Origin of the sequence: Lentisphaera marina, assembly GCF_028745505.1 — a bacterium.
Taxonomy (GTDB): Bacteria; Verrucomicrobiota; Lentisphaeria; order Lentisphaerales; family Lentisphaeraceae; genus Lentisphaera; species Lentisphaera marina.
The window spans coordinates 470,848-491,185 of sequence record NZ_JAQZZL010000001.1 but is presented as its reverse complement, the minus strand read 5'-3'; the positions used below and the strand labels follow the sequence as shown (position 1 = coordinate 491,185).

The following is a 20,338-nucleotide window of genomic DNA, read 5'->3' as shown; positions in this document are numbered from 1 at the left end:
CAGAGACACAAAAAAGCCCCGCGTAAGCGAGGCTTTTTTTGTTGATGTTTTAAGCTTACTTTTTTTCTAGTAAAGTACGGTTAAAGACATCCGGTGCTTGGAAACCAAGCAAGTTGAAAACGGTACCAGCAATATGGCTGAGGCCCGCATCATGAACTTCACTCAGAGCGAATTCATTGAGACTTGCAGGGTCATAGACGATAAAGGGGACTTTGTTGAGTGTGTGGCTTGTTTTGGCTTTCGCTTGGCCATTGTCACCACGTTTCACTTCGCCTTTTTTATCGAACTCAAACATTTCATCACAGTTACCATGATCTGACGTGACGAGCAAGATACCATTAGCTTTTTTCACGGCAGCCATGAGGCGTCCAACTTGGACGTCGACAACTTCTACCGCCATACGCGCAGCATTGAAGTTGCCTGTGTGGCCGACCATATCACCATTAGCGTAGTTAACGCGAACAAATGGCTGGCGATTTTCGCAAATAGCAGGGACGAGGTAATCGGTAATTTCGACCGCTTTCATCCAAGGACGTAGGTCATAGCCACCGACATCAGAGGGGATTTCAATGAAATCTTCAACTTTGTCATCGAATTTACCACTGCGGTTACCATTGAAGAAGAAAGTCACATGACCATATTTCTGAGTCTCAGAAATAGCTAATTGTCCAACGCCATTAGCTGAAAGGAATTCACACATGGGTTGATCAATTGCAGGAGGTGCTACGAGGTATTGCTTAGGAATGTGGTCGTCACCATCGTATTCCATCATGCCTGAGTACTCAACATCGGGGCGTTCGCCGCGATCGAAATGAGGAAATTCATCATCCTCGAAAGCTTGCGAGATTTCGATGGAGCGGTCACCGCGGAAGTTGTAGAAAATGACGGAGTCACCATTGCAAATACGACCAACAGGCTGACCATTTTCAGCAATGACAAAAGCAGGTAAGTACTGGTCGATAAAATCGCCTTCTTCACGATAAGTTTTAATGGCTTCTTCAGTAGATGCGAACTGACGGCCTTCACCGTGAACGTGAGTATTCCAACCGCGTTCAACCATATCCCATTCCGCACCATAACGGTCCATAGTAATAGTCATACGACCACCACCGGAAGCGATTTTAGCTGAAATGCCTTCAGAATTTAGTCCCTTCAAATATTCCTCAAAAGGAAGGACGTATTCGAGCGCAGATGTTTCACTAACGTCGCGACCATCAAGTAAAATGTGGAAACGAATACTCTTGATTCCTTCCGCTTTAGCCTGTTCCACCATGGCTTGTAAATGGTCGAGATGTGCGTGAACACCACCATCTGAGAAAAGGCCAATGAAATGCAAGGTAGAACTCTTTTCTCGTACATTGCCAGAGAGTTTACGCCAGATCTCACCTTCGAAAAGTGCGCCCGTTTCAATAGCCGTATTAACGAGTTTTGCGCCTTGCGCAACAATGCGACCACCACCAATAGCGTTGTGACCCACTTCCGAGTTGCCCATGTCGGCATCAGATGGAAGACCCACATGTGTACCATGCGCATTGAGCGGACGGTTTTGGCAGTTGGCGTGGAGCCAATCTAAGTTTGGTGTGTGAGCGGCTTTATAAGCATCACCTTCTGTGTGGTCGGAGTAGCCGACACCATCGAGAATACAGAGAACTACAGGGCCTGGGCGCTGAGTAATGAAGGGGTGTTTATCTAAGATCATGGTATTTTTCCTTAATTATTTATCTCGGCAAAAATATCACAGCTCCAAAAGCCATCAAGTTAAGCAATCTACAAAGCCTGTCTTAAAATTTTTGAGTTAGAGTCATTTATTAATAAATTGAAGGGACTCTAGTAGGGGGGCAATTTCTGGGGCGAGTTTTAAAGTAGTTAGACTATTAGAGATGTTTTGATTAGTTGGGAGATCTTTATACTCTTCTTTAGAATTGAGGAAATCGGCCAAGTCAGTGAAGTGCACGCATTGTTCACTGGCCGTTTCTAAAGCTTTTTGCGCATTCCGCAAACGCTTGAGGTGAGGTTTTCGGGCTGGATGAGTCTTGGCGGCCGCCACTAAATTGGCAGCCGATTCTTCAATAATGCGCAATTGGCGGGCTTCTTCAGCTACCCAAAGCGCAAATTGTTTATTGACATCTTCCAGTAAGTTTGACATTAGGCGAGGACGCGAAAACCCAAATGAGTCACGGGCTTATCTTGGCTAGCGAAATTCATTTCAAACTCAGTTTGAACATCGGCAATATCTTCTAAGACAGATTGATCTGGTTCTAAGCAGGGGAGTTGAGAAGTAACGGTTTTCATCCACTCGAGGTAGGGGAGGTCGTCAGTGGATAAATGTAGGCTCCCACCCTTTTTGATTTTGCGAGTCACGCGGTACATGAACTCACTAGAGAGCATGCGATTACGGCGGTGATGTTTCTTAGGCCAGGGATCAGGACAAAGAATGTGGACGCGATCAATGGAGAGGTCAGGGAGTTGAAAGCCAAAAAGTTCCCAACCTAAGCAGTGCAGTGCTTCTACCTTGCCACAGCCCGCACGAGCGGCCTTACCATTGAGCTTGCGAAGGCGATCAAGTTTAATGTCGGCACCCATGACCAGTGCTTCTGGGTGGCGTTTGGCGAGCTCAGTTGTAAAACGCCCTTTCCCACAGCCCATATCAAGCTCAATGCGAGGGTGATTAAAGTCGACAATGGTATCCAAACGCTTGAATTCACCAATGAGTTCAAGGGGCTTTTTAATTTCTAACATCTTAAAATTTCCTTAGGTGGCTCTCTATGGCCTGATCTGATTTTTCTGGGTAGTCAAGGTTAAAGTGCAATCCACGACTCTCTTGGCGCGAGAGGGCACAATCAATAATAAGTTCGGCTAAACATGCGAGGTTACGCAACTCAATCAAGTCGGGGGTAATGTTGAAATCCCAGTAATAATGGGTTATTTCGTGTTGGATATTGCGAATCCGTCGCTTGGCACGTTGAAGGCGTTTGTTGGTTCTGAAAATCCCCACAAAGTCCCACATGAATGAGCGAATCTCTTGCCAGTTGTGGGTGATGACAACTTGTTCATCTGAGTTAGTGGCATTGCCACTCGACCAGCTGGGAACGGCATTCATTTGTGTTTCTAAAATTGAATTTGAGAGCGAGGCATTCATTTCAGCCGCACATTGAGCGGCTTTACCACCCATGACAACGGCTTCGAGCAAGCTATTACTCGCGAGGCGATTTGCGCCGTGCAGGCCAGTGCAGGCCGTTTCACCAATGGCGTATAAGCGAGTGATATTCGTGGTTCCGCAGATATCAGTTTTAACTCCGCCACAGCAGTAATGGGCAGCTGGAACAACGGGTATGGGATCGTTGGCTAAATTGAGGCCAATGGATTCACATACATTAAAGATTTTGGGGAAACGCTTGCGCAGGAATTCTTCACTGTGATGAGTAATATCTAGATAGACACATTTTTCACCCGTTTCTTTGAGCTCGCGGTCAATAGCACGAGCCACAACATCACGCGGAGCCAAGCTTTTGAGAGGGTGATATTTTTCCATAAAATCAACGAGTTGTCCTTTGCGACGGATCTTAAGGATGGCGCCCTCGCCGCGAACAGCTTCAGAAATGAGAAAGCTATTGATGCGATGATCGTAGAGACAAGTGGGGTGAAATTGGAAAAATTCCATGTTTGCGATGTCCGCATTAGCACGGTAAGCCATAGCAATGCCATCGCCAGTGGCAATGTCTGGGTTCGTTGTATAGGTGTAGACCTTGCCTGCACCACCTGTAGCGAGGATCGTCGACTTGGCTAAAAAAGTCGTGACGCTCTCATTGCTTTTATCGAGGACATAAGCCCCGAGGCAATTATTTTTATCTAAGCCCCAACCGAGTTTTCCCGTGGTGATGAGATCGATGGCGTGGTAATTCTCAAAAATTTCGATACGGCTTTCTTGGCGACAGGCTTTTTCGAGGGCACGAATGACTTCTGTTCCGGTAATATCGCCCGCATGTAAAACACGTCGTTGGCTATGTCCACCCTCGCGACCTAAGTTGTATTGCCCAGCTTCATCATCATCGCTCTCATCAACCTCTGAACGGCGAGTAAATTTAACACCTAAGTCGATGAGTTTTTTAATCGCTTTGGGTCCAGCAGATACGATATCAGAGACTACTTCCTCATTGCAGAGACCCGCTCCAGCTTTTAGCGTGTCAGAGACGTGGAGCTCAAAACTATCTTTATCATTGATTTCCGTCATCACACAGGAGATTCCTCCTTGAGCATATTTGCTGTTGCACTCACTGAGTTCTCGCTTGGAGACCAAGGCAACCGAGCCATGTTCGGCTGCTTGTAGCGCACAATACATGCCCGCTAAACCGCTACCGATGATCAAGAAATCGTACTCGACTTTATTCATATGTGTTTATCCTAAAAAATTTGCTTAAATTACACGAAGGCGTGCTACTGGCAAGCCGAGTTGATCTTTTGTGTCATTTATGCTTCGAAAAAAGCTTTTTCTAGTGACTGTAGGGTTTTAATCACTTACCTCACGGATAAATTGTTTATGTGTTGATAGACTTAGATTAGGAAGGAAAATGCCTCAGTTCATTAGATTGCGCCCAGAATACAAATGTCATGAATCCGAACAAAAAGTTGCCACTTTACTCGAGGGCTTACCGGCTCATTGGATTGTTGTTTGGGGTTATTATTACAAAGGACCACGCGGAGTGGCACGTGAGGGTGACTTTTTAGTCTTCAATCCCGATGCGGGCGTTTTAGTTATTGAAGCCAAAGGCGGTGTGTTGCGCCGTAATAAAAAGACGGGCGAATGGAATACTCACAATCGCACCGCGCCGGATGCGCAATTATTCCGCGAGATTCAAGGTGTGAGAGATATTTTAGCTCGTGCAGGCGGAGCCTATAAGATGGTGGTCAAAGGTGTGTTAGCTTGTCCAGACCTATTTATTCGTGGAGATTATAATGAGTACCAAGGCCTCCCCCGTGAGCTCATCATGGATCGACAAGATTTAGAGAACTTTGTTCCCAAGATGGATAAAAACTTGGGTCGTGTCATGAAGCTGAAGCCCGTAGAAGCGGAAAAAATGTTTCGCAAGGCTTTCGTCGATGAAGAAGAGAGTGGGATCGACCCTAAATCAGTTAAAGAAACCGACAAATACTTAACTAAATTGATTAATTCCAAAGTCACACGCGTGCTTAATCATTTGATTCATAATCGTCAATTTGTCGTCAAGGGAGCGCCGGGAAGTGGTAAGTCGTGGATGGCCCTTGGCTTGGCACGGATTTGGGCCGGCAGGCGACGTGAGCGTGGTGGCTCGGTTTTGATTCTCTGTTATAATCGCGCTCTTCGCAATAAGTTAAAAGTTATTGCGGAAAAAATTGAACAGGGGGGGCAAGCCCGCAAGGGGAAAATTACTGTAAAACTCTGGGAAGACCTAGCCCGAGATATTTATAAGCAAAATGGACTTGAGTTTGTCGTCCCAGATGACCACGAATCACGCAATCAGTTTTATGAATCACAACTGCCTTTAACTTTAGAAGGCTTAGTCGCTCAAGGTAAAATCCTCCCGGAATACGATTGTCTGATTGTGGATGAAGCTCAAGATCACGACACGGAATTTCCCATTCATGGAACTAATGGACCCGGTTGGTGGTCGCTGTATCTATCTTTATTGAAAGAAGGTGCCAAGTCGCGTATTGCGGTGCTTTACGACTCTGACCAACGCCCGAGTTTTCGAAGGGGTGGGATGAATGGTTTTGATGTAGAAAAACTCTATTCAACTTTAGAAGCTAATCCTCTGCGTTTAAATTTATATGAGAGTTATCGCTACACGATGAACATTTTCAAATATCTCATTAAGATAAAGTCGACATCATCAAAAATTCGTACCATGGATTTAACTCCCGCATCGGATTTACCCGCGGGCGAACCCGTAGTTGAGAAGGTACTTAAACATCATCAGATTCCAAAATATCTCGACGATACCATTGCCGATTTATTAAAGCGCAAAGTTTGTTATCCCGAAGAAATCATGATCATTGCCAATTCTTTTAGTAAAAATCGTCGCTTGCTCCCCAGTGGGAAAATGGGAGGAGTAAAAATTAATAATGGCCTCTTCCCCGAGAGGAATAAAATTTTGTATATCTCAGCTAATAAAGTGAAGGGCCTGGAAACTAAAGTGGCTTTTTTAGTAGGTTATGATGCCGATTTTCAAAATGATGAACAGCAATGTCAGAGCCTTTTCATTGGGGCGAGCCGAGCACGTCAAATATTGCATGTGGTGTTTACGAAGTGATAAAATAAAGTTTTTTATTTAGTTTATAAGCATAAGTTAGTGCATATGATTAAGGTCGCTTATAAAGATAATTACTCCCATAGCCTATGGAAGAACCATCCTTTCCCAATGGAAAAGTATGAGCTTTTACGTAAACAAATTCAGCATCAAGGAATTTTAGAAGATAATTGTTTTTTTGAACCAGAAGCTATTTCAGTAAGAGACATACTCTTATGCCACACAAGTGATTATTGGCATAGGCTTGAGTCATTACAGATTAGTGACAAGGAGATGAAGAAGGTCGGCTTTCCTTTGAGTCAGGAGCTTCTGGATCGAGAACTCGATATAACAGGGGGAACTTTTCAGCTCGCCCTTTGGGCTTTGGAAAATGCTTGTGGTTTAAATATTGCAGGTGGAACCCACCATGCTTTCAGTGATCACGGTGAAGGTTACTGTTTGTTAAATGATCACGCCATTGCGATACGGGCCTTACAGCATCGACAAATGATTGAACGAGCGCTTATTGTGGATTTAGATGTTCACCAAGGCAATGGTTCCGCAGAGATCTTTGAAAAGGACAAAAGTGTATTCACGTTTTCGATGCATGGAGCGCGAAATTATCCGACGAGGAAAGAAAAATCTGATCTAGATCTAGCGTTTGAGTGTGAGACGGGGGATGAGATTTATTTGAATACTTTAGAGGAGCATCTACCGCGTATAATTGATGAACATCAGCCAGATATTATTTTTTATCTTGCAGGAGTTGATGTTTTGGAGGGGGATCGATTTGGTCGTTTATCTCTATCCATGCAAGGCGTGTATAATCGTGATGAATATGTACTCAGTTTATGTAAGCAATTAAGCATTCCAATTGTGATCACTATGGGCGGGGGGTATAGCCGATCCTTAGCCAAAATCATCGATGCCCATAGTCAAGTTTTTCGACTAGCAAGTAAAGTTTTTACTTAATGATTTAATAAAAAATTAAAATTCACAATATTGCTTGAGGAGATTGTCATTTGTAGAATACAAATTCTACAAAATAAAAGATATGGAGATATACATGATTGCAGCATGCCCAAACTGTGAGTGGAGCGATACGGTAGAGGATTCTTTTTTAGGACAATCGGCTGAATGCCCGTCTTGCGAGAATGATTTTGTCATTACCAACCCAGGAGCCCAAGAGCTTCCAGCAGCAGCTGAAGAAACTCAAGAGCAAGCGGCGGTCAACCCCTATGCCGCGCCAAGTACGTCTGAAACTCTATCAGTAAATGATAGCGGAGAAGTGATGGAATATGGTGGTATGACTCGTGGGCCTTATTGGGGTTGGAATTTTGGATTAAATTTTGTTAGCCTTATTCCAATACTTGGCATAATTGTCTTCATTGCCGGTGCAGTTTACATTATTCGTGAACGTTGCCGTAACTTGGGTTATAACCTGTGGTATGGTTGGACAGTGCTTATTCCATTTTATAATATTTTGGTAAGTTTCCGCCTGGCTTGTTGCCCAGAAGGTTATGCCGATCATAAAACTTTGGATAAAACAGCCAAGATTTTACTTGGGGTAATGGTTGCGTTTATTGTACTCTCGGTAGGGGCTGTTGCACTTGCAGTGAGTATGGCTGAAGCAGCAGGACGTCATTAAGACTCAATTGACTTAAACTAAAAAAGGGATGCTAAATGGCATCCCTTTTTTTGTGAGGTGATTTTGTTATCTACGCAAGAGCGTCGTCGGCGACGTGGTATTTGGGATCCTCTAGGATATTAACTTCCACGATGTCACCTGCTTTCTTAAGGAGGGTCGCACATTCGGGACTCAAATGACGTAAGTGAAGCACTTTGCCTGCAGCTTTATAACGTTCGCTCAAGCCGTGAACCGCTTCGATACCCGAGTGGTCACAAACTTTTGAATCAGCAAAATCGATGTAGACATCTTGAGGGTCATTATTAGGATCAAAAAGCTCCTTGAAAGAAGTGATCGAACCGAAGAAAATGTTGCCACTTACTGAGTAAGTTTTTTCAGCTTCACTTTCATTTGTTACTTTGATTTTGATTTCTTTTGCAGAGTTCCAAGCGTAGATAAGCGCAGAGATGATGATACCAATACCAACTGCGACTGCGAGGTCGAGAAAAACGGTGACGGCAGAAACGATGATGATAATGAGGATCTCGGATTTTGGAATCTTACCAAATAAACGAAGTGAAGACCATTCGAAAGTCGCAATCACAACCATGAACATCACACCAATGAGTGAAGCAACGGGAATCATTTCAATGAGTTGCGGAGCAAATAGGATGAAAATCAACATAAAAATTGCCGTTGCAATACCAGAGGCGCGACCGCGACCTCCAGAGTTTAAGCAGATCACACTTTGACCAATCATCGCACAACCACACATACCTCCAAAGAAACCACTGACAATATTACCAGTACCTTGCGCGACAGATTCTCTATTACCTTGACCACGAGTTTCGGTGATTTCGTCAATGAGTGACATCGTCATGAGTGTTTCGATTAGGCCAACCGAAGCAAGGATGAGAGCGAGGATAAAGACTTTGACAGCTTTATCGCGGTTTTCAGGATTACTCATATCCCAACCGATACTCGGTAAGTGGAAGCTAGGTAAACGTCCTTTGAGGCTGCCGTCTAGAGCATCGACTTCGTCTTTTTTACCCTCGGCAATGAGTTGAGTTTGATTGAGGTCCCAACGCTCTTGGATTTCTTGTTCATTAACACCTTTAGCCACGGTAGCTTCTGCAGCAGCAGTGTATTCGCGGTGAAGAACAGTTTCTTTCTTGGCGTTAAATTCATCAGTAATGATTTCTTTTTCCGTCATCGAAGTACGTTGACCAAGGACGACGTCTGAAACGCGCTTGGAGTGATCTTTTAAAGGAGTGAAAGTAGCTAAAAGTGTACACACAACGATAGCGGCTAAGGGAGCTGGAATAGCCTTGGTGAATTTTGGGAGGAAGTGAACGATTAACATCGTTAATACAATCATGCCCATCATCGTTAGCATGGCGGGACTAGTGAGAGCCATCCAGTCACCAGCATAAGTGAACATATCGTTTTGCTTGTCGTAAACCACGCGAGTGTTTTCTTTGAATTGACCGAATTGCGCCATACCAATCACAATAGCGAGGCCATTGACGAAACCTAGCATCACTGGATGGGGTAAGAGGCGAATAAATTTACCCATTTTAAAGGCACCAAAGAGGACCTGAAGTATACCCGTTAAAATCACAGCGGCTAAGAGATATTCGAGGCCAAACATGATGATGAAGGCTGTGGTAACAACTGCCATGGAGCCCGCTGCGCCAGAAATCATGGCGGGACGACCACCGAATGCCGCAGTAATAAAGCCAATAAAAAAGGAGCCGTAAAGGCCCATCATCGGGTCAATACCCGCAACAAATGTAAATGCAACAGCTTCGGGAATGAGTGTCAGTACGGCGGTTAAACCCGCCAGGATATCATTCTTTAAATTCCCTGAATGCTTTAATATTATATCAAACATGTTAATTCCTAATAAAATTCTAATGAGAGCGGCTATGTCGAGAGTTATAAGCCCTTATTGCTCTGTATACTTCGCTAAAAAGCTCAGACAATGAAGTCTCGAATAAAAATGTAAAGGGCTAAAACTTTTTTTTGTGAAAGTTTCAGCCCTCTATGACAGGAATGTTTGATCTTCAGTGGAGGCTTATTCCTCCATTAACTCCACGAGTTTTGGCTCAATAGCTTCTGCCCACTTGGGGTACATCTCTTTGTTGGGGTGGAGGAGATCTCCCATGACGCTCTTATGGAGGATTCTTTTATCATCCAAAAAGATATTATTGATATTCATATAGAAGATATTTTTGTTGTCCGCATAGGTTTTGATGATCTCATTAGTTCCCATGGTGAGTTTACGCAATTTATCATTGTCGTCTTTGCCACGTGGGAAAATGGCGAGCATGAGGATTTTTGTGTTTGGCAATTTAATTCGCAGTTCTTGGAGGATGGCTTTGATGCCTTTTGCGGTTTCCGCAGATGCTTCTTGGCGGTGACCGGCATTATTGGTGCCAATCATCAATACGAGTGCTTTAGGATTGATACCTTCAACGGCACCATGATCTAAGCGCCAGAGGACGTGCTCCGTACGATCGCCACTAAAGCCAATATTGAGGGCTTTGCGCTTGGCGTAGTATTTTGCCCAAGTCTCTTTTTGTCTATCCCAAGCGTGAGTAATGGAATCACCGAGGAACACTAATTGAACGTCACCTAATTTCTCTTTTTGAGCGAGTTTTTCTTCGTGTCTAGGCATCCACCATTTTACGGCCCATTTCGCATCCTGCTGTACGGGAGTGGTGGAACGACCCGTATTTTTGACGGGCTCGCCGAGATTATTTGTTGCACAAGAAGTGGTGAATAAAAAGATGGCAAGACAAAGAGATAGAAGTGTTTTTTTCATAAGCGAGACCTAGTGTTTTATAAAAAATATAGTGGATTTCTATCCTAGCGTAATCTTGCAGAAATTAAAGTTAGTGTAAGTTCATGACTTAGTAAACAACTTGAGTAAGGTTCCACCTTTGACCAATTTCTTTAAGATCGGTAATGGCAGCTTGGAAAAGGAATCATGGAGCGTGGCTAAATTCTCCATGAGTTGGCTTAATTCTTTCATGGCCTTCAATGTATGATCGGATAAATCTTCATCTTCCGCCATCTCAATAAATTCTTTTACCGCAGAAATAGTGGGGTCTAATTCCCTTTTCCGGCGCTCCTCTAAGACAATCTGAAACACTTTCCAAGGATCCTTATCGGTGGTGAAATGTTCTTTGCGACGACCTAGAACAGGGACACTCTTAATTAACTTCCAGTCTTTCAATTCTTTTAGTGAATTGGATACATTTGAGCGAGCAATGCCGAGTAATTTGGTAATGCTATCAGCATCTAGTGCTTCATCGGCTAAGTAAAGCAAAGCGTGAATTTGTGCGACTGTTCGATTAACGCCCCATTGCGGGCCCATTTCACCCCAATGCAAGATATATGCTTCCATCGAGGCGGTGATTTTAAAGTTTTCTGAGTCCATAGAATATCCTTAATGTTTTGTTTAAAGATGCTCAAAATTCTTTTTTTTTCAAAGTAAACTTGATTTATTTCTGAAATTACACTAGTTTCTGTATAGACAGAAATTACTGAAATAAAAATAATGTATAGGAGGTGAGTATGCCAGTTTATGAAAAAGAGAAAGGGATTTTGAAACCCAAGATTCGGCAAAAAGAAGCAATCAAAGAACACTACAGAGAAAATCTAGAGGACTATTTGTTTTGGAGTCCATCAGGCAATATGCATTTTGGCTATTGGCGTCCTGGCTTAAGCTTTTTTAATCGCGAAGAACAAATTAAGGAAATGAATAAACAAGTCTTGAAGGCATGTGAATTAAAAGATGGACAAGATTTACTCGATTTGGGTTGTGGTATAGGAGGATTCTTAAGAAGTACCCACAAGGATAATGAAAGCCTGAAACTTCACGGTATTACACTTGTCGAAGAACAAATAGAAAAAGCAAAAACTTTTGAAGAGAGTGATTTTAATTATTGTTTAGGAGATTTTCGAAATTTACCATATCCACAAGAATCAATGGATGTTTGTACAGCGATGGAGAGTTCTTGTTACGCGAGTGGAGAGTCCAAAAATGATTTAATTGCGCAAGCCGCAAAAGTTCTAAAACCCGGCGGTCGTTTAGTTATAGCTGATTTTTTTATCAAAGCAGATGTAAAATTAGATGAGTGTACGGCTAAAGTTTTAAAAAAATGGGGTGATAATTGGGGGATTGCTGAGATCGGTCGCTTAGATAAAGTGGAGCAAGCTTTAAGCAATAATGAATTTGAAGACATTAAGATCCGAGATGTTTCGAAAAATCTTATTCCTTCCTTACTACAAGTTCCCTTTTTAGTCCTAATTCATTTGATGATACTTATTTTTAAAGGAAAATGTAATCGCTCCCGTTGGGAGCACATGCAGTCTTGCCTTTTATGTATTCCTCTAGCAATTCAAATGCACAAATTTTCCTATAAAATTATTAGTGCAAGGAAGGTGAAAGATGCAACTAATTGATCCGCAAACTCAAAAAAAATGGAGCTTGGAGTATCGAGTTGTTAATGCCATCAAAGCGAGTGTGACGAAAAGACAATTAGCCAACTTTAAATTAAAACCACAAGAACTAACAAAAATTTTCAAAATCCCCAAGCATTTGCGATTATGGCAAGATGAAAATGGCAAGGCATTACTGAGTTTATGCATGATCTGGATGGATTCCGTGGCACCCGATTGGATGCCCTTGGATATTTTGCCTAAAAGCTTTAATTGCGCACTGCGCATATCGTGTGTTGATCAAGACACGGGAGAAAACTGTGTTTGGGTGGATACGCGATATAGTGACAATTTCTTGGTGGGTGCGAGTAAGTTTTTCGGTCTACATGGATTCTCGACGAATCTCAACAAGCAGGGTGAAAAAATTTCGACTCCCGAGTGGGAGTTCGAGAAAACCACTCAAAAATTTCCAGGAGAAATCATGAAGGATAAGGCTTTTGATCAACACATAGCTGATGGTGTCATTAGTTATAGTTATGGTAAAGATTGTTCAGTTTCTAAGCGAGTAGATTTAATAAAAGAGAAACCCTCGGTCTTTCATGTTCATAATGGCGTAACAGCAAAATTGCGAATAGGTGAGCATGTGTTTACTGGCGATCTACGTGAGAGTGCGGGAAGTTTGTATACTTGGGAATTTCATTAGAGGATTGATGAGAATGAATAAAAAGAAAATCATTATTTTTGGTGGAACGGGTTTTTTAGGTTCAAATTTAGCCAAGTACTTAATTCAAAAAGACTTTGCGGTGAGTATCATTTCTAGAAATGAGCCAAAGTTTAATGGAGGGTGGAAATTCTGTACTTGGGATTCGCAATCACTTGCTTCCTGGTGTCGTGAATTAGAAGGCGCTCATACTATTGTCAACTTGGTGGGCCGTAGTGTGGATTGCATTAAAAATCCAGCTAACTGCGACGCTATTTTGAGATCGCGTGTGGAAAGTACGAAACTAATTGGCAAAGCACTGAGGGCAATAAAGAATCCACCCAAGTTATGGGTGCAAATGTCAACAGCGCATATATATGGTGACCCCGAAGACATAGTTTGTACAGAGGATTCACCCTACGGTTACGGTCTAGCGCCCTTTGTGGGACAAGCATGGGAAAAAGCTTATGATGAATCAGTACTGCCAAATATGCGCCAAGTCATTCTTAGGACAAGCTTTGTGTTGGGGCGCGATGGTGGAGCACTACCACGTTTAGCTAAGTTAGTCAAATTGGGGCTCGGAGGAAAAGTAGGTGATGGCAAGCAGGGAATTAGCTGGCTTCATGAAGACGATATTAATCGAATCTTTCTAAGAGCGATTAGCGATGAAACTATGAAGGGGATTTATATTGCTTCATCACCTCAGCCTTTATCCAATACTGAATTTATGCGAGAATTGCGGAAGAATCTATCTGTTTCTTGCGGTCTACCCGCACCTGAATGTCTGGTTAAATTAGCGGCACCCTTAATAATGAAAACAGATCCAGAACTGGCTATCTATGGGCGTTATTGTAAACCCCAAAGATTAATGGATGAGGGTTTTGAGTTTAAATTCTCAGATTTAAACAAGGCGTTATCAGATATTTATAAGACTGACTATTGAAGTGTATTAAAGAAGCTTTCTTCGAGGCCGCTGGGGTAGGCGGCGGGAAAGTCGAGGGAAGTATAATTTTTGCCGAAGTATTCTTTTTGGGCTTCTGCATGTTTAGCATCGGCAGTTTCATCCTGGAGTAGGGTGAAGTGACGGCCCATGAAGACGGGCTCGAGTAAAATGTGGAAATCACCCCTAAAGCTGCGGGTCAAGAACTCGCGGTCATTAATGATATTGGCACTAGCTTTGATGTGTTCGTTGACAATCATGTCGCCAGAAGGACGTCGCTTGCCATAGCGACGAATATTGAGGAAGCCAGGAAGGCGTGGGAAAGCGCAATCATCGGCAAAGGAGTGTAACCATTGCCACTTGGATTCCGCATTGCAAATAGCGCTCTTCAAAGCGTGTATCTTCACATAACCCAAAGAACTTTGTTCACGTTTAAAGTTTAGTAACCAAAAATCGGGTTGGACGCCAGTCGCTTTTTGTTTTTTCAGAACTTGTTCACTACTGGGGGCCGCGCAATAAATTTTGGAGTGTAACCAGGTACGATCGTTGAGAATGCTGCGGTATTTTTCTAGCTCTGAATCGACGCCATTGAAGGGGATGATAATTCCTTTCGGTGGGAAGGGGAGTGAGCGTAGAAGCTCAAAGTTTTTCTCACTGGGAGCACTCGCACTGAGCAGCAAAAGGGCATGAGGATTGTGCTCGAGAACGAAGGCATCGTATTCGAGTAGTAGAGTGGTTTCGGAAGCATCGCCATGATTTAAGACGATTTCAGCACCGCCAATTAAACCTGCACGGGCACTGATTTGGTTTTTACTGATCAAGGCTACGGGAGCCTCCCCTAGGGCCGTTTTAAGGCGTGAGACACGCGTGGCAGTATTGATGGATTCTTCGATAATCTGTTGAAAATACTTCAAGAGTATGAGCGTTAAAAAAGTATTTCCCTGTATACAGAGGCAAGGCTGACTACCGAAGAGAAAGGTTCCATCGTGTACAGCATCAACGCGCCAAGAAGCTTTGACATTGTGAATCATGGTTAAGAAATCATTGACATCTTCATCCACACAAGTTTTGAGAGCTTTTTCTAAGTCATTTAAAAACTTTTCATCGGCTTCGAAAGTTTGCAGGTGTTCAGCCAGAACGCGAATCCCCGAGCTAATGACGTAACCCCAGTGATTGGGTAGTTTGGCAATCATGAACTGAGAACAGATCAATTTATCCGTTGGATTAAGTTTCCAACGTTGATAGGCTTCGTAAACATCTGGGAGATGAAAAATCATAACACTCCTATGGAGCATATTTCTGTGCCACAAAGTTCTTGGTTTTCTTTTAGTAAGTTATGGAGTTTGTTCATCATTTCTTCTAGTGATTGACTACGGCCTATAGCTTTGCGGAAGGGGGCTGGATCAGGTAAATTTAAAGAAAAGTACATTAACATTTCTTTAGTCTTGTTCAAAGCGCCACTTTCATTGGCGCAAAAGTCCTCAAAAGCATCACACATGCCTTTATAAAATTCGTAGATGTCTTGCCATTGAGGGATGAAAACTTCTTGCTCAGAAAGGATTTGCGAGGTCTGCAAAAAGATCCAAGGATTAGCAAGCGCACCACGACCAATCATGACGCCATCGCATTGAGTTTCTTTGAACATGCGTATGGCATCTGCTGCGGTGCGAACATCGCCATTTCCGATGACGGGAATAGGTGACTTCTCTTTGAGCGCGGCAATAATTCGCCAGTCAGAATGACCTTCGTAATGATCCACGCGTCGGCGCGGGTGTACAGCAAGGTAATCGGCGCCGGAATCGACAATGGCTTTGAGGATCTCAAAAACATCCTCTTTGTTATCAAAGCCGGCACGAATTTTTGCGGAGAGTGCACAGGGGACTTGTTCGCGCATGGAGGCCAGTACGCTATAGCAAAGCTTGGGGTCTTTGAGCATGGCAGAGCCGACGCCACCTTTGACGGCACGCTTAGTGGGGCAGCCCATATTGACGTCGACGACATCGGCACCACAGTCCACGACAAGTTTTGCGGATTCCGCCATGAGTTCGGCATTATTGCCCATGATTTGAACTGACAGGGGGATATCGCCAGATTTTACGATTTGTTTCTTAAGTGATCGTAAGGAGGGCTTGTGACTAGAGATTCTAATGAATTCAGTGCATAGCAGATCTAAACCGCCATGCTGGGCAATTTGATTTCTCATGAGGGGATGAGTGACACCCTCCATGGGAGCGAGGCTAAGTTTAAAGGGAAAGCTGGAGGTCATTCACGCTTTTAGGTCTTTTTGAACAATCTCTCCAGGAAGAGTTGTCACACCTGGGTAGAGTTTGCGGCCTGGATAAAAGGAGGTGTTGATTCCCGTGTGAACGCCATCGCCTACTATTACGCCGAATTTGCGACGTCCAGTATCAATGAGTTCGCCGTGAAATTCTGAGCGGTGATTGGCACCATCATGACGTAAGTTAGAGCTAATAGTTCCTGCACCTAAGTTCACTTTATCACCTAAAACAGAATCACCGATATAGGATAAATGACCCACATTAGTGTTGTTCATGATAAGAGAGTTTTTGATTTCTACAGATTGACCAATATGGCAATTATCGCCGATGGAAGTATTGCCTCTGATGTAGCAGTTGGGACCAATTTTACAGTTCTTGCCGATGATCACGTTGCCTTCAATAAAGACGCCAGGAAGAATTTTTGTACCTTCGCCAGCGTAGAGAAAACCTTCGTTTAGAGCTCCATCATAAACTTTGGCTTGGATAAAATCAGTATCGATATGAGCGACTAAGATTTCGTTGAGTTTGAGTAAATCCCAGGGGAAGCGTAGAGCAAAGCTATTTTCGGAAAGTTCTTCACCACGAGAAAAATTTTCTAAATCCTCAGGAGCATACCAAAAGTTGTCCGCTAGTAATATATCGGGAGCATCTTTGGAGAATTCATGATCGGCAGCCTCGAGAAAATCAATTTGAGCTTGGCGAACAGTTGTGCCTGCTATAGTGAGTTCACTTATTTTAGCATCGTGACGTAGGGCTTCGAAATAACTGGGGTTTTCACCTGCGATAAAATCAAACTTCATGCGCCAATCTCCTCTTCAGCTTGTGCAACAAATTTTTTAATCCACTTATCAACATCTTTCTTGTTTTGGGCTTCGACGAGAATACGAAGTTTCTTTTCGGTACCAGAATAACGTAAGATACAACGACCCGTTTTACCAAGTTCTTTTTCACATTCAGCAATGAGTCCAGTGATGCCAGGTAGAGTATTGAGTGCCGGTTTACTTTTAACCATGACACCAGCTAATTTTTGTGGGAATATTTCCATGACAGAGGCTAAGTCTTTTAATTTTTTACCTGTTTTCTTCATGAGTTGAAGGACACGTAAAGCACCTACAGTACCATCGCCAGTAGTTGAATAATCACCAAAGATGATATGGCCTGACTGCTCGCCACCTAATTTGATATTATCTTTCCTCATAGCCGCAATAACATGGCGGTCACCAACGTCTGTAACGACGCATTTGATGCCATTTTCTTCCATAAGTTTTATCAAGCCCATGTTAGACATGGAAGTTACAGCAATTGCATTGCCAGTAAGGGTTCCCGCTTCTTTCATGGCTAGAGCACAAATTGCAATAATGCGATCGCCATCAACTACGGTGCCTTCATGATCAGTAAAAATGACGCGGTCAGCATCACCATCGAGAGCGATACCACAATCCGCACGGTATTTTTTAACTGAATCCGCTAAGCGTTCAGCGTATGTAGCTCCGCAGTTGTGATTGATATTGAGGCCGTCGGGTTCTACGTATTCTTTAATGACTTCGCAACCAAGTTCTTTCATTAAAATCGGTGATAGATGATAGGCTGCACCATTGGCACAGTCGAGAACGATGCGAAGATCACTTAAATCCATGTGGTCGACTGAGTTTTTGGCATATTCAATGTAGCGACCACCAACATCATCAATACGATAGGCTTTACCAACGGATGCACCAGCTTCAGGATTTATAGGACCTTCGGAAAGGATAAGTTTTTCAATTTTATTCTCAATTGCATCAGTTAATTTAAAGCCGTCACTTCCAAAAATTTTAATGCCATTATCTTCGGCGGGATTATGGGAGGCAGTAATCATAATGCCTGCAGATGAAACCATGGAGCGAGTTAAGAGCGCAACGGCCGGAGTAGGCATCGGACCAACGAGATAAACATCCATGCCCATAGAGATTAAACCAGAAGTCAGAGCGGTCTCGAGCATGTAACCAGATAAACGCGTATCTTTACCAATGATAACTCGAGATTTTTTTCCTTTCAAATCACCAAATACTGCAGCGATGGCTTTACCGATACGCAAGGCCATTTCTGGTGTGATGGGGTATTCATTAGCGCGTCCACGCACACCGTCAGTTCCAAATAATTTTCCCATGTCTATCTCCTCAAATAATATTTAGTGAAAGTCGCCTGACTTAGCAGGTTCGACTCTAAAGTTAAAATCAATTTTAAAGCCGCCCACTTCTAGGGTGATCACGGTGTTCATACGTGTGAGTAAAAGGCGGTAGGGGATTTTTGCGGAGCCCGCAATCGTATTAACGCCGACGTTTACATCTCCCAAAATATCTTCAGCATCTTTAACTGCGATGAGCAAGTTACGCAATTTTTCTAATTTGTCGATGAAGCTACTATCAGAAAAGGAGTACTGACGGTAGCAGTGAGGGCAAGTGAGAAGCCCTTCTTTTTCTTTAAGTTCCATAACATTAAAGTTCACCGTCTTGCCACATTCCTCATCGAGACAGAGAAAGTCGACTAAAGCAGTCATTTTATCCATTAGCTTGGACTCCAGTACATTTTACAATTTTGGCTACTTTAGCATGAGCTGATCATAATAAAATAAAATACCGCCTAGGCAGGCGGTATTTTTGAGTTTATTTGCTCAGTCGCACATGGACTAAGCCTATGAGTGTTCGACTAAAACTTAATCTAAGCCTTTTGCACCATCTGCAATCCACTTTTTAATCATGGCAATTTCTTCTTTAGTTGCAGGGTTCTTTTCTTTCGGTGGAGGCATGAGTGAGTCTTCGTCATCAGTAATGAGTGAATCGTAGAGCCAAGAGTCTTCTGGGTTGCCAGGAACAATGAGTTCATCTTCAAAAGTGGCTTTAATGACTTCTACAGTATGTAAGCGAACATCACCCTTGTCTTTTTCTTCACCATGACATTTTGTACACTTCGCTTCAAAGAAAGGAATGATTTTTTCGTGAACAAACCTTTGATCCACAGTCATGTTCGCGAGGTCGATAGGAGCTTTTTCAGCCTCTTGCTTTTCCTCGGCTTTAACTTCCGCTTCTTTTACGGGACTAGGAGAAGCCATTGGCTTGAGTTCAACATCGCTAAATGAGGCGCCAGCATTGATCCAATTTTCGATGATTTTGATTTCATCAGCAGTGAGAGCTTGGTTGCCTTCTGGAGGCATGATCTCTTCTAAATCATCAGTGACAAGTAGAGCATAGAGCTCAGAATCATCTGCGTGGCCAGGAGTAATAATTTTGTCGTAGCGACGCATGATACCCAGGATATTGTTGAGTTTGAGTTTGCCCTTCATTTTTTCATCACCGTGACAAGAGACACATTTAGCTTCGAAAATGGGGAGAACTTTGGCTTCGAAATAAGGGAGCTTTCTAGGTTTCTTTGAGTCCTCATCAAGTTTTTTAACTTTTTTAGCTTCGCGACCAGTCATTTTACGAAGAGGATCGGGAGCATATTCAAAGAGGTATTCAGTACCGTGAGTGAGTGAACCACCATCGTGACCAGCAAAACCCATAATCACACAGGCTACAAAAATAGCGACTCGGAAACGGTGGCGCTTAGCCATAACTTTGTCTTTGCGGTAGTGGTGCTTCAAATAAAGGGCAATAATTGCGGCAACCGCAACGGCCATGCCGAGCCAGCCGTGACGTGAAAGAAGTTCGGGATTATAACCGCCTGGGAGGGCAAGTAAGATACCGAAGAAAGTAGCACCTACGGAAGTGAGTGCAGCAAGCCAGCAGAGGATATACATGGCTTCGTCATAGATTTCAACTTTTCTCCACCAAGAGAAGATTTCGAGAAAGGCAATAACGGCAAGAAGACCAACGGGGAGGTGAAGAATGAGTGGGTGGTGACGGCCAAGGAAAATGAAAAAATCGGGTATGTTGCCATCGGAAGTAAAAGTGATCGCACGAATAAACTTCATGAATAGGGTTTGTTGAGCGTCAGGATCTACCTGGGCAGCGGCTTCATTTGCGAAGGCCGCAAAACTAAAAAAGAGAGAAGAAATGACGAGGTAAAGTTTATTATTTCTCATAGGAACCTTTGTGTTCTTAG

19 protein-coding genes are annotated in these 20,338 nt (G+C 43.2%); 6 read left to right on the top strand and 13 right to left on the bottom strand.

Annotated features, from left to right (window positions below):
- Positions 1-55: 55 nt before the first annotated feature.
- The 4 genes from gpmI to nadB all read right to left on the bottom strand — a co-directional run bounded on the left by gpmI (position 56) and on the right by nadB (position 4,390).
- Positions 56-1,699, bottom strand: a complete 1,644-nt coding sequence (gene gpmI / locus PQO01_RS02155) for a 2,3-bisphosphoglycerate-independent phosphoglycerate mutase (protein WP_274312396.1) — start codon at positions 1,697-1,699, stop codon at positions 56-58.
- 102 nt (positions 1,700-1,801) lie between these two features.
- On the bottom strand, positions 1,802-2,146 hold the full coding sequence (locus tag PQO01_RS02150) for a hypothetical protein (protein WP_274312395.1): 345 nt from the start codon (positions 2,144-2,146) through the stop codon (positions 1,802-1,804).
- Entirely contained in the window at positions 2,146-2,739 is a 594-nt protein-coding gene (gene trmB / locus PQO01_RS02145; protein WP_274312394.1) for a tRNA (guanine(46)-N(7))-methyltransferase TrmB, read from the bottom strand. The genes PQO01_RS02150 and trmB overlap by 1 nt, the downstream gene beginning before the upstream one ends.
- A gap of 1 nt (position 2,740) precedes the next feature.
- Positions 2,741-4,390 (bottom strand): L-aspartate oxidase, encoded by a 1,650-nt coding sequence (nadB, locus tag PQO01_RS02140; protein ID WP_274312393.1) that lies wholly within the window; start codon positions 4,388-4,390, stop codon positions 2,741-2,743.
- Positions 4,391-4,568: 178 nt separating this feature from the next.
- On the opposite strand from nadB, the gene PQO01_RS02135 reads away from it, so the two are divergent.
- From PQO01_RS02135 to PQO01_RS02125, 3 genes are all read left to right on the top strand, one after another.
- A complete protein-coding gene (locus PQO01_RS02135; protein WP_274312392.1) occupies positions 4,569-6,287 on the top strand; it encodes an NERD domain-containing protein in 1,719 nt (572 codons plus the stop codon).
- 45 nt (positions 6,288-6,332) lie between these two features.
- Positions 6,333-7,235 (top strand): histone deacetylase family protein, encoded by a 903-nt coding sequence (locus PQO01_RS02130; RefSeq protein WP_274312391.1) that lies wholly within the window; start codon positions 6,333-6,335, stop codon positions 7,233-7,235.
- 94 nt (positions 7,236-7,329) lie between these two features.
- The gene (locus tag PQO01_RS02125; RefSeq protein ID WP_274312390.1) at positions 7,330-7,911 is read left to right on the top strand and encodes a hypothetical protein; all 582 of its coding nucleotides are present in this window, start codon (positions 7,330-7,332) and stop codon (positions 7,909-7,911) included.
- Between the two features lie 70 nt (positions 7,912-7,981).
- Here the strand turns inward: PQO01_RS02125 and PQO01_RS02120 are convergent, their stop codons facing one another.
- From PQO01_RS02120 to PQO01_RS02110, 3 genes are all read right to left on the bottom strand, one after another.
- Positions 7,982-9,784, bottom strand: a complete 1,803-nt coding sequence (locus PQO01_RS02120) for a SulP family inorganic anion transporter (protein WP_274312389.1) — start codon at positions 9,782-9,784, stop codon at positions 7,982-7,984.
- Between the two features lie 183 nt (positions 9,785-9,967).
- Positions 9,968-10,717 carry a GDSL-type esterase/lipase family protein gene (locus PQO01_RS02115; protein WP_274312388.1) on the bottom strand — a complete coding sequence of 250 codons (750 nt, stop codon included), beginning with the start codon at positions 10,715-10,717 and terminating at the stop codon, positions 9,968-9,970.
- Between the two features lie 81 nt (positions 10,718-10,798).
- The gene (locus PQO01_RS02110; RefSeq protein WP_274312387.1) at positions 10,799-11,335 is read right to left on the bottom strand and encodes a GbsR/MarR family transcriptional regulator; all 537 of its coding nucleotides are present in this window, start codon (positions 11,333-11,335) and stop codon (positions 10,799-10,801) included.
- A gap of 137 nt (positions 11,336-11,472) precedes the next feature.
- Here PQO01_RS02110 and PQO01_RS02105 point away from each other — a divergent pair, with 137 nt between their 5' ends.
- From PQO01_RS02105 to PQO01_RS02095, 3 genes are read left to right on the top strand one after another with little or no spacing between them, the layout of a single operon-like run.
- A complete protein-coding gene (locus tag PQO01_RS02105) occupies positions 11,473-12,363 on the top strand; it encodes an SAM-dependent methyltransferase (protein WP_274312386.1) in 891 nt (296 codons plus the stop codon).
- On the top strand, positions 12,350-13,042 hold the full coding sequence (locus PQO01_RS02100) for a hypothetical protein (protein ID WP_274312385.1): 693 nt from the start codon (positions 12,350-12,352) through the stop codon (positions 13,040-13,042). The genes PQO01_RS02105 and PQO01_RS02100 overlap by 14 nt, the downstream gene beginning before the upstream one ends.
- A gap of 13 nt (positions 13,043-13,055) precedes the next feature.
- Positions 13,056-13,982, top strand: coding sequence for a TIGR01777 family oxidoreductase (locus tag PQO01_RS02095; RefSeq protein ID WP_274312384.1), 927 nt, complete (start codon positions 13,056-13,058; stop codon positions 13,980-13,982).
- Here PQO01_RS02095 and PQO01_RS02090 read toward each other — a convergent pair.
- The 6 genes from PQO01_RS02090 to PQO01_RS02065 form a co-directional block, all read right to left on the bottom strand.
- Positions 13,976-15,256: a beta/alpha barrel domain-containing protein gene (locus PQO01_RS02090; protein WP_274312383.1), complete on the bottom strand. Its 1,281-nt coding sequence runs from the start codon at positions 15,254-15,256 to the stop codon at positions 13,976-13,978. The genes PQO01_RS02095 and PQO01_RS02090 overlap by 7 nt on opposite strands.
- Positions 15,253-16,245, bottom strand: coding sequence for a tRNA dihydrouridine synthase (locus PQO01_RS02085; RefSeq protein WP_274312382.1), 993 nt, complete (start codon positions 16,243-16,245; stop codon positions 15,253-15,255). The genes PQO01_RS02090 and PQO01_RS02085 overlap by 4 nt, the downstream gene beginning before the upstream one ends.
- Positions 16,246-17,058 (bottom strand): DapH/DapD/GlmU-related protein, encoded by an 813-nt coding sequence (locus tag PQO01_RS02080; protein ID WP_274312381.1) that lies wholly within the window; start codon positions 17,056-17,058, stop codon positions 16,246-16,248.
- Positions 17,055-18,404 carry a phosphoglucosamine mutase gene (glmM, locus tag PQO01_RS02075; RefSeq protein WP_274312380.1) on the bottom strand — a complete coding sequence of 450 codons (1,350 nt, stop codon included), beginning with the start codon at positions 18,402-18,404 and terminating at the stop codon, positions 17,055-17,057. Before glmM ends, PQO01_RS02080 begins: the two co-directional genes overlap by 4 nt.
- A gap of 21 nt (positions 18,405-18,425) precedes the next feature.
- Positions 18,426-18,803 (bottom strand): hypothetical protein, encoded by a 378-nt coding sequence (locus PQO01_RS02070; RefSeq protein ID WP_274312379.1) that lies wholly within the window; start codon positions 18,801-18,803, stop codon positions 18,426-18,428.
- A gap of 147 nt (positions 18,804-18,950) precedes the next feature.
- Positions 18,951-20,318 carry a c-type cytochrome domain-containing protein gene (locus PQO01_RS02065; RefSeq protein WP_274312378.1) on the bottom strand — a complete coding sequence of 456 codons (1,368 nt, stop codon included), beginning with the start codon at positions 20,316-20,318 and terminating at the stop codon, positions 18,951-18,953.
- Between the last annotated feature and the right edge of the window lie 20 nt (positions 20,319-20,338).

Bases quoted from the DNA above. Each gene is read 5' to 3' on its own strand.
- PQO01_RS02125 (WP_274312390.1), top strand. From the start codon at position 7,330: ATGATTGCAGCATGCCCAAACTGTGAGTGGAGCGATACGGTAGAGGAT.
- PQO01_RS02070 (WP_274312379.1), bottom strand. From the start codon at position 18,803: ATGGATAAAATGACTGCTTTAGTCGACTTTCTCTGTCTCGATGAGGAA.
- PQO01_RS02065 (WP_274312378.1), bottom strand. From the start codon at position 20,318: ATGAGAAATAATAAACTTTACCTCGTCATTTCTTCTCTCTTTTTTAGT.
- gpmI (WP_274312396.1), bottom strand. From the start codon at position 1,699: ATGATCTTAGATAAACACCCCTTCATTACTCAGCGCCCAGGCCCTGTA.
- trmB (WP_274312394.1), bottom strand. From the start codon at position 2,739: ATGTTAGAAATTAAAAAGCCCCTTGAACTCATTGGTGAATTCAAGCGT.
- PQO01_RS02085 (WP_274312382.1), bottom strand. From the start codon at position 16,245: ATGACCTCCAGCTTTCCCTTTAAACTTAGCCTCGCTCCCATGGAGGGT.
- PQO01_RS02110 (WP_274312387.1), bottom strand. From the start codon at position 11,335: ATGGACTCAGAAAACTTTAAAATCACCGCCTCGATGGAAGCATATATC.
- PQO01_RS02080 (WP_274312381.1), bottom strand. From the start codon at position 17,058: ATGAAGTTTGATTTTATCGCAGGTGAAAACCCCAGTTATTTCGAAGCC.
- PQO01_RS02135 (WP_274312392.1), top strand. From the start codon at position 4,569: ATGCCTCAGTTCATTAGATTGCGCCCAGAATACAAATGTCATGAATCC.
- PQO01_RS02120 (WP_274312389.1), bottom strand. From the start codon at position 9,784: ATGTTTGATATAATATTAAAGCATTCAGGGAATTTAAAGAATGATATC.
- nadB (WP_274312393.1), bottom strand. From the start codon at position 4,390: ATGAATAAAGTCGAGTACGATTTCTTGATCATCGGTAGCGGTTTAGCG.
- glmM (WP_274312380.1), bottom strand. From the start codon at position 18,404: ATGGGAAAATTATTTGGAACTGACGGTGTGCGTGGACGCGCTAATGAA.
- PQO01_RS02150 (WP_274312395.1), bottom strand. From the start codon at position 2,146: ATGTCAAACTTACTGGAAGATGTCAATAAACAATTTGCGCTTTGGGTA.
- PQO01_RS02100 (WP_274312385.1), top strand. From the start codon at position 12,350: ATGCAACTAATTGATCCGCAAACTCAAAAAAAATGGAGCTTGGAGTAT.
- PQO01_RS02095 (WP_274312384.1), top strand. From the start codon at position 13,056: ATGAATAAAAAGAAAATCATTATTTTTGGTGGAACGGGTTTTTTAGGT.
- PQO01_RS02090 (WP_274312383.1), bottom strand. From the start codon at position 15,256: ATGATTTTTCATCTCCCAGATGTTTACGAAGCCTATCAACGTTGGAAA.
- PQO01_RS02105 (WP_274312386.1), top strand. From the start codon at position 11,473: ATGCCAGTTTATGAAAAAGAGAAAGGGATTTTGAAACCCAAGATTCGG.
- PQO01_RS02130 (WP_274312391.1), top strand. From the start codon at position 6,333: ATGATTAAGGTCGCTTATAAAGATAATTACTCCCATAGCCTATGGAAG.
- PQO01_RS02115 (WP_274312388.1), bottom strand. From the start codon at position 10,717: ATGAAAAAAACACTTCTATCTCTTTGTCTTGCCATCTTTTTATTCACC.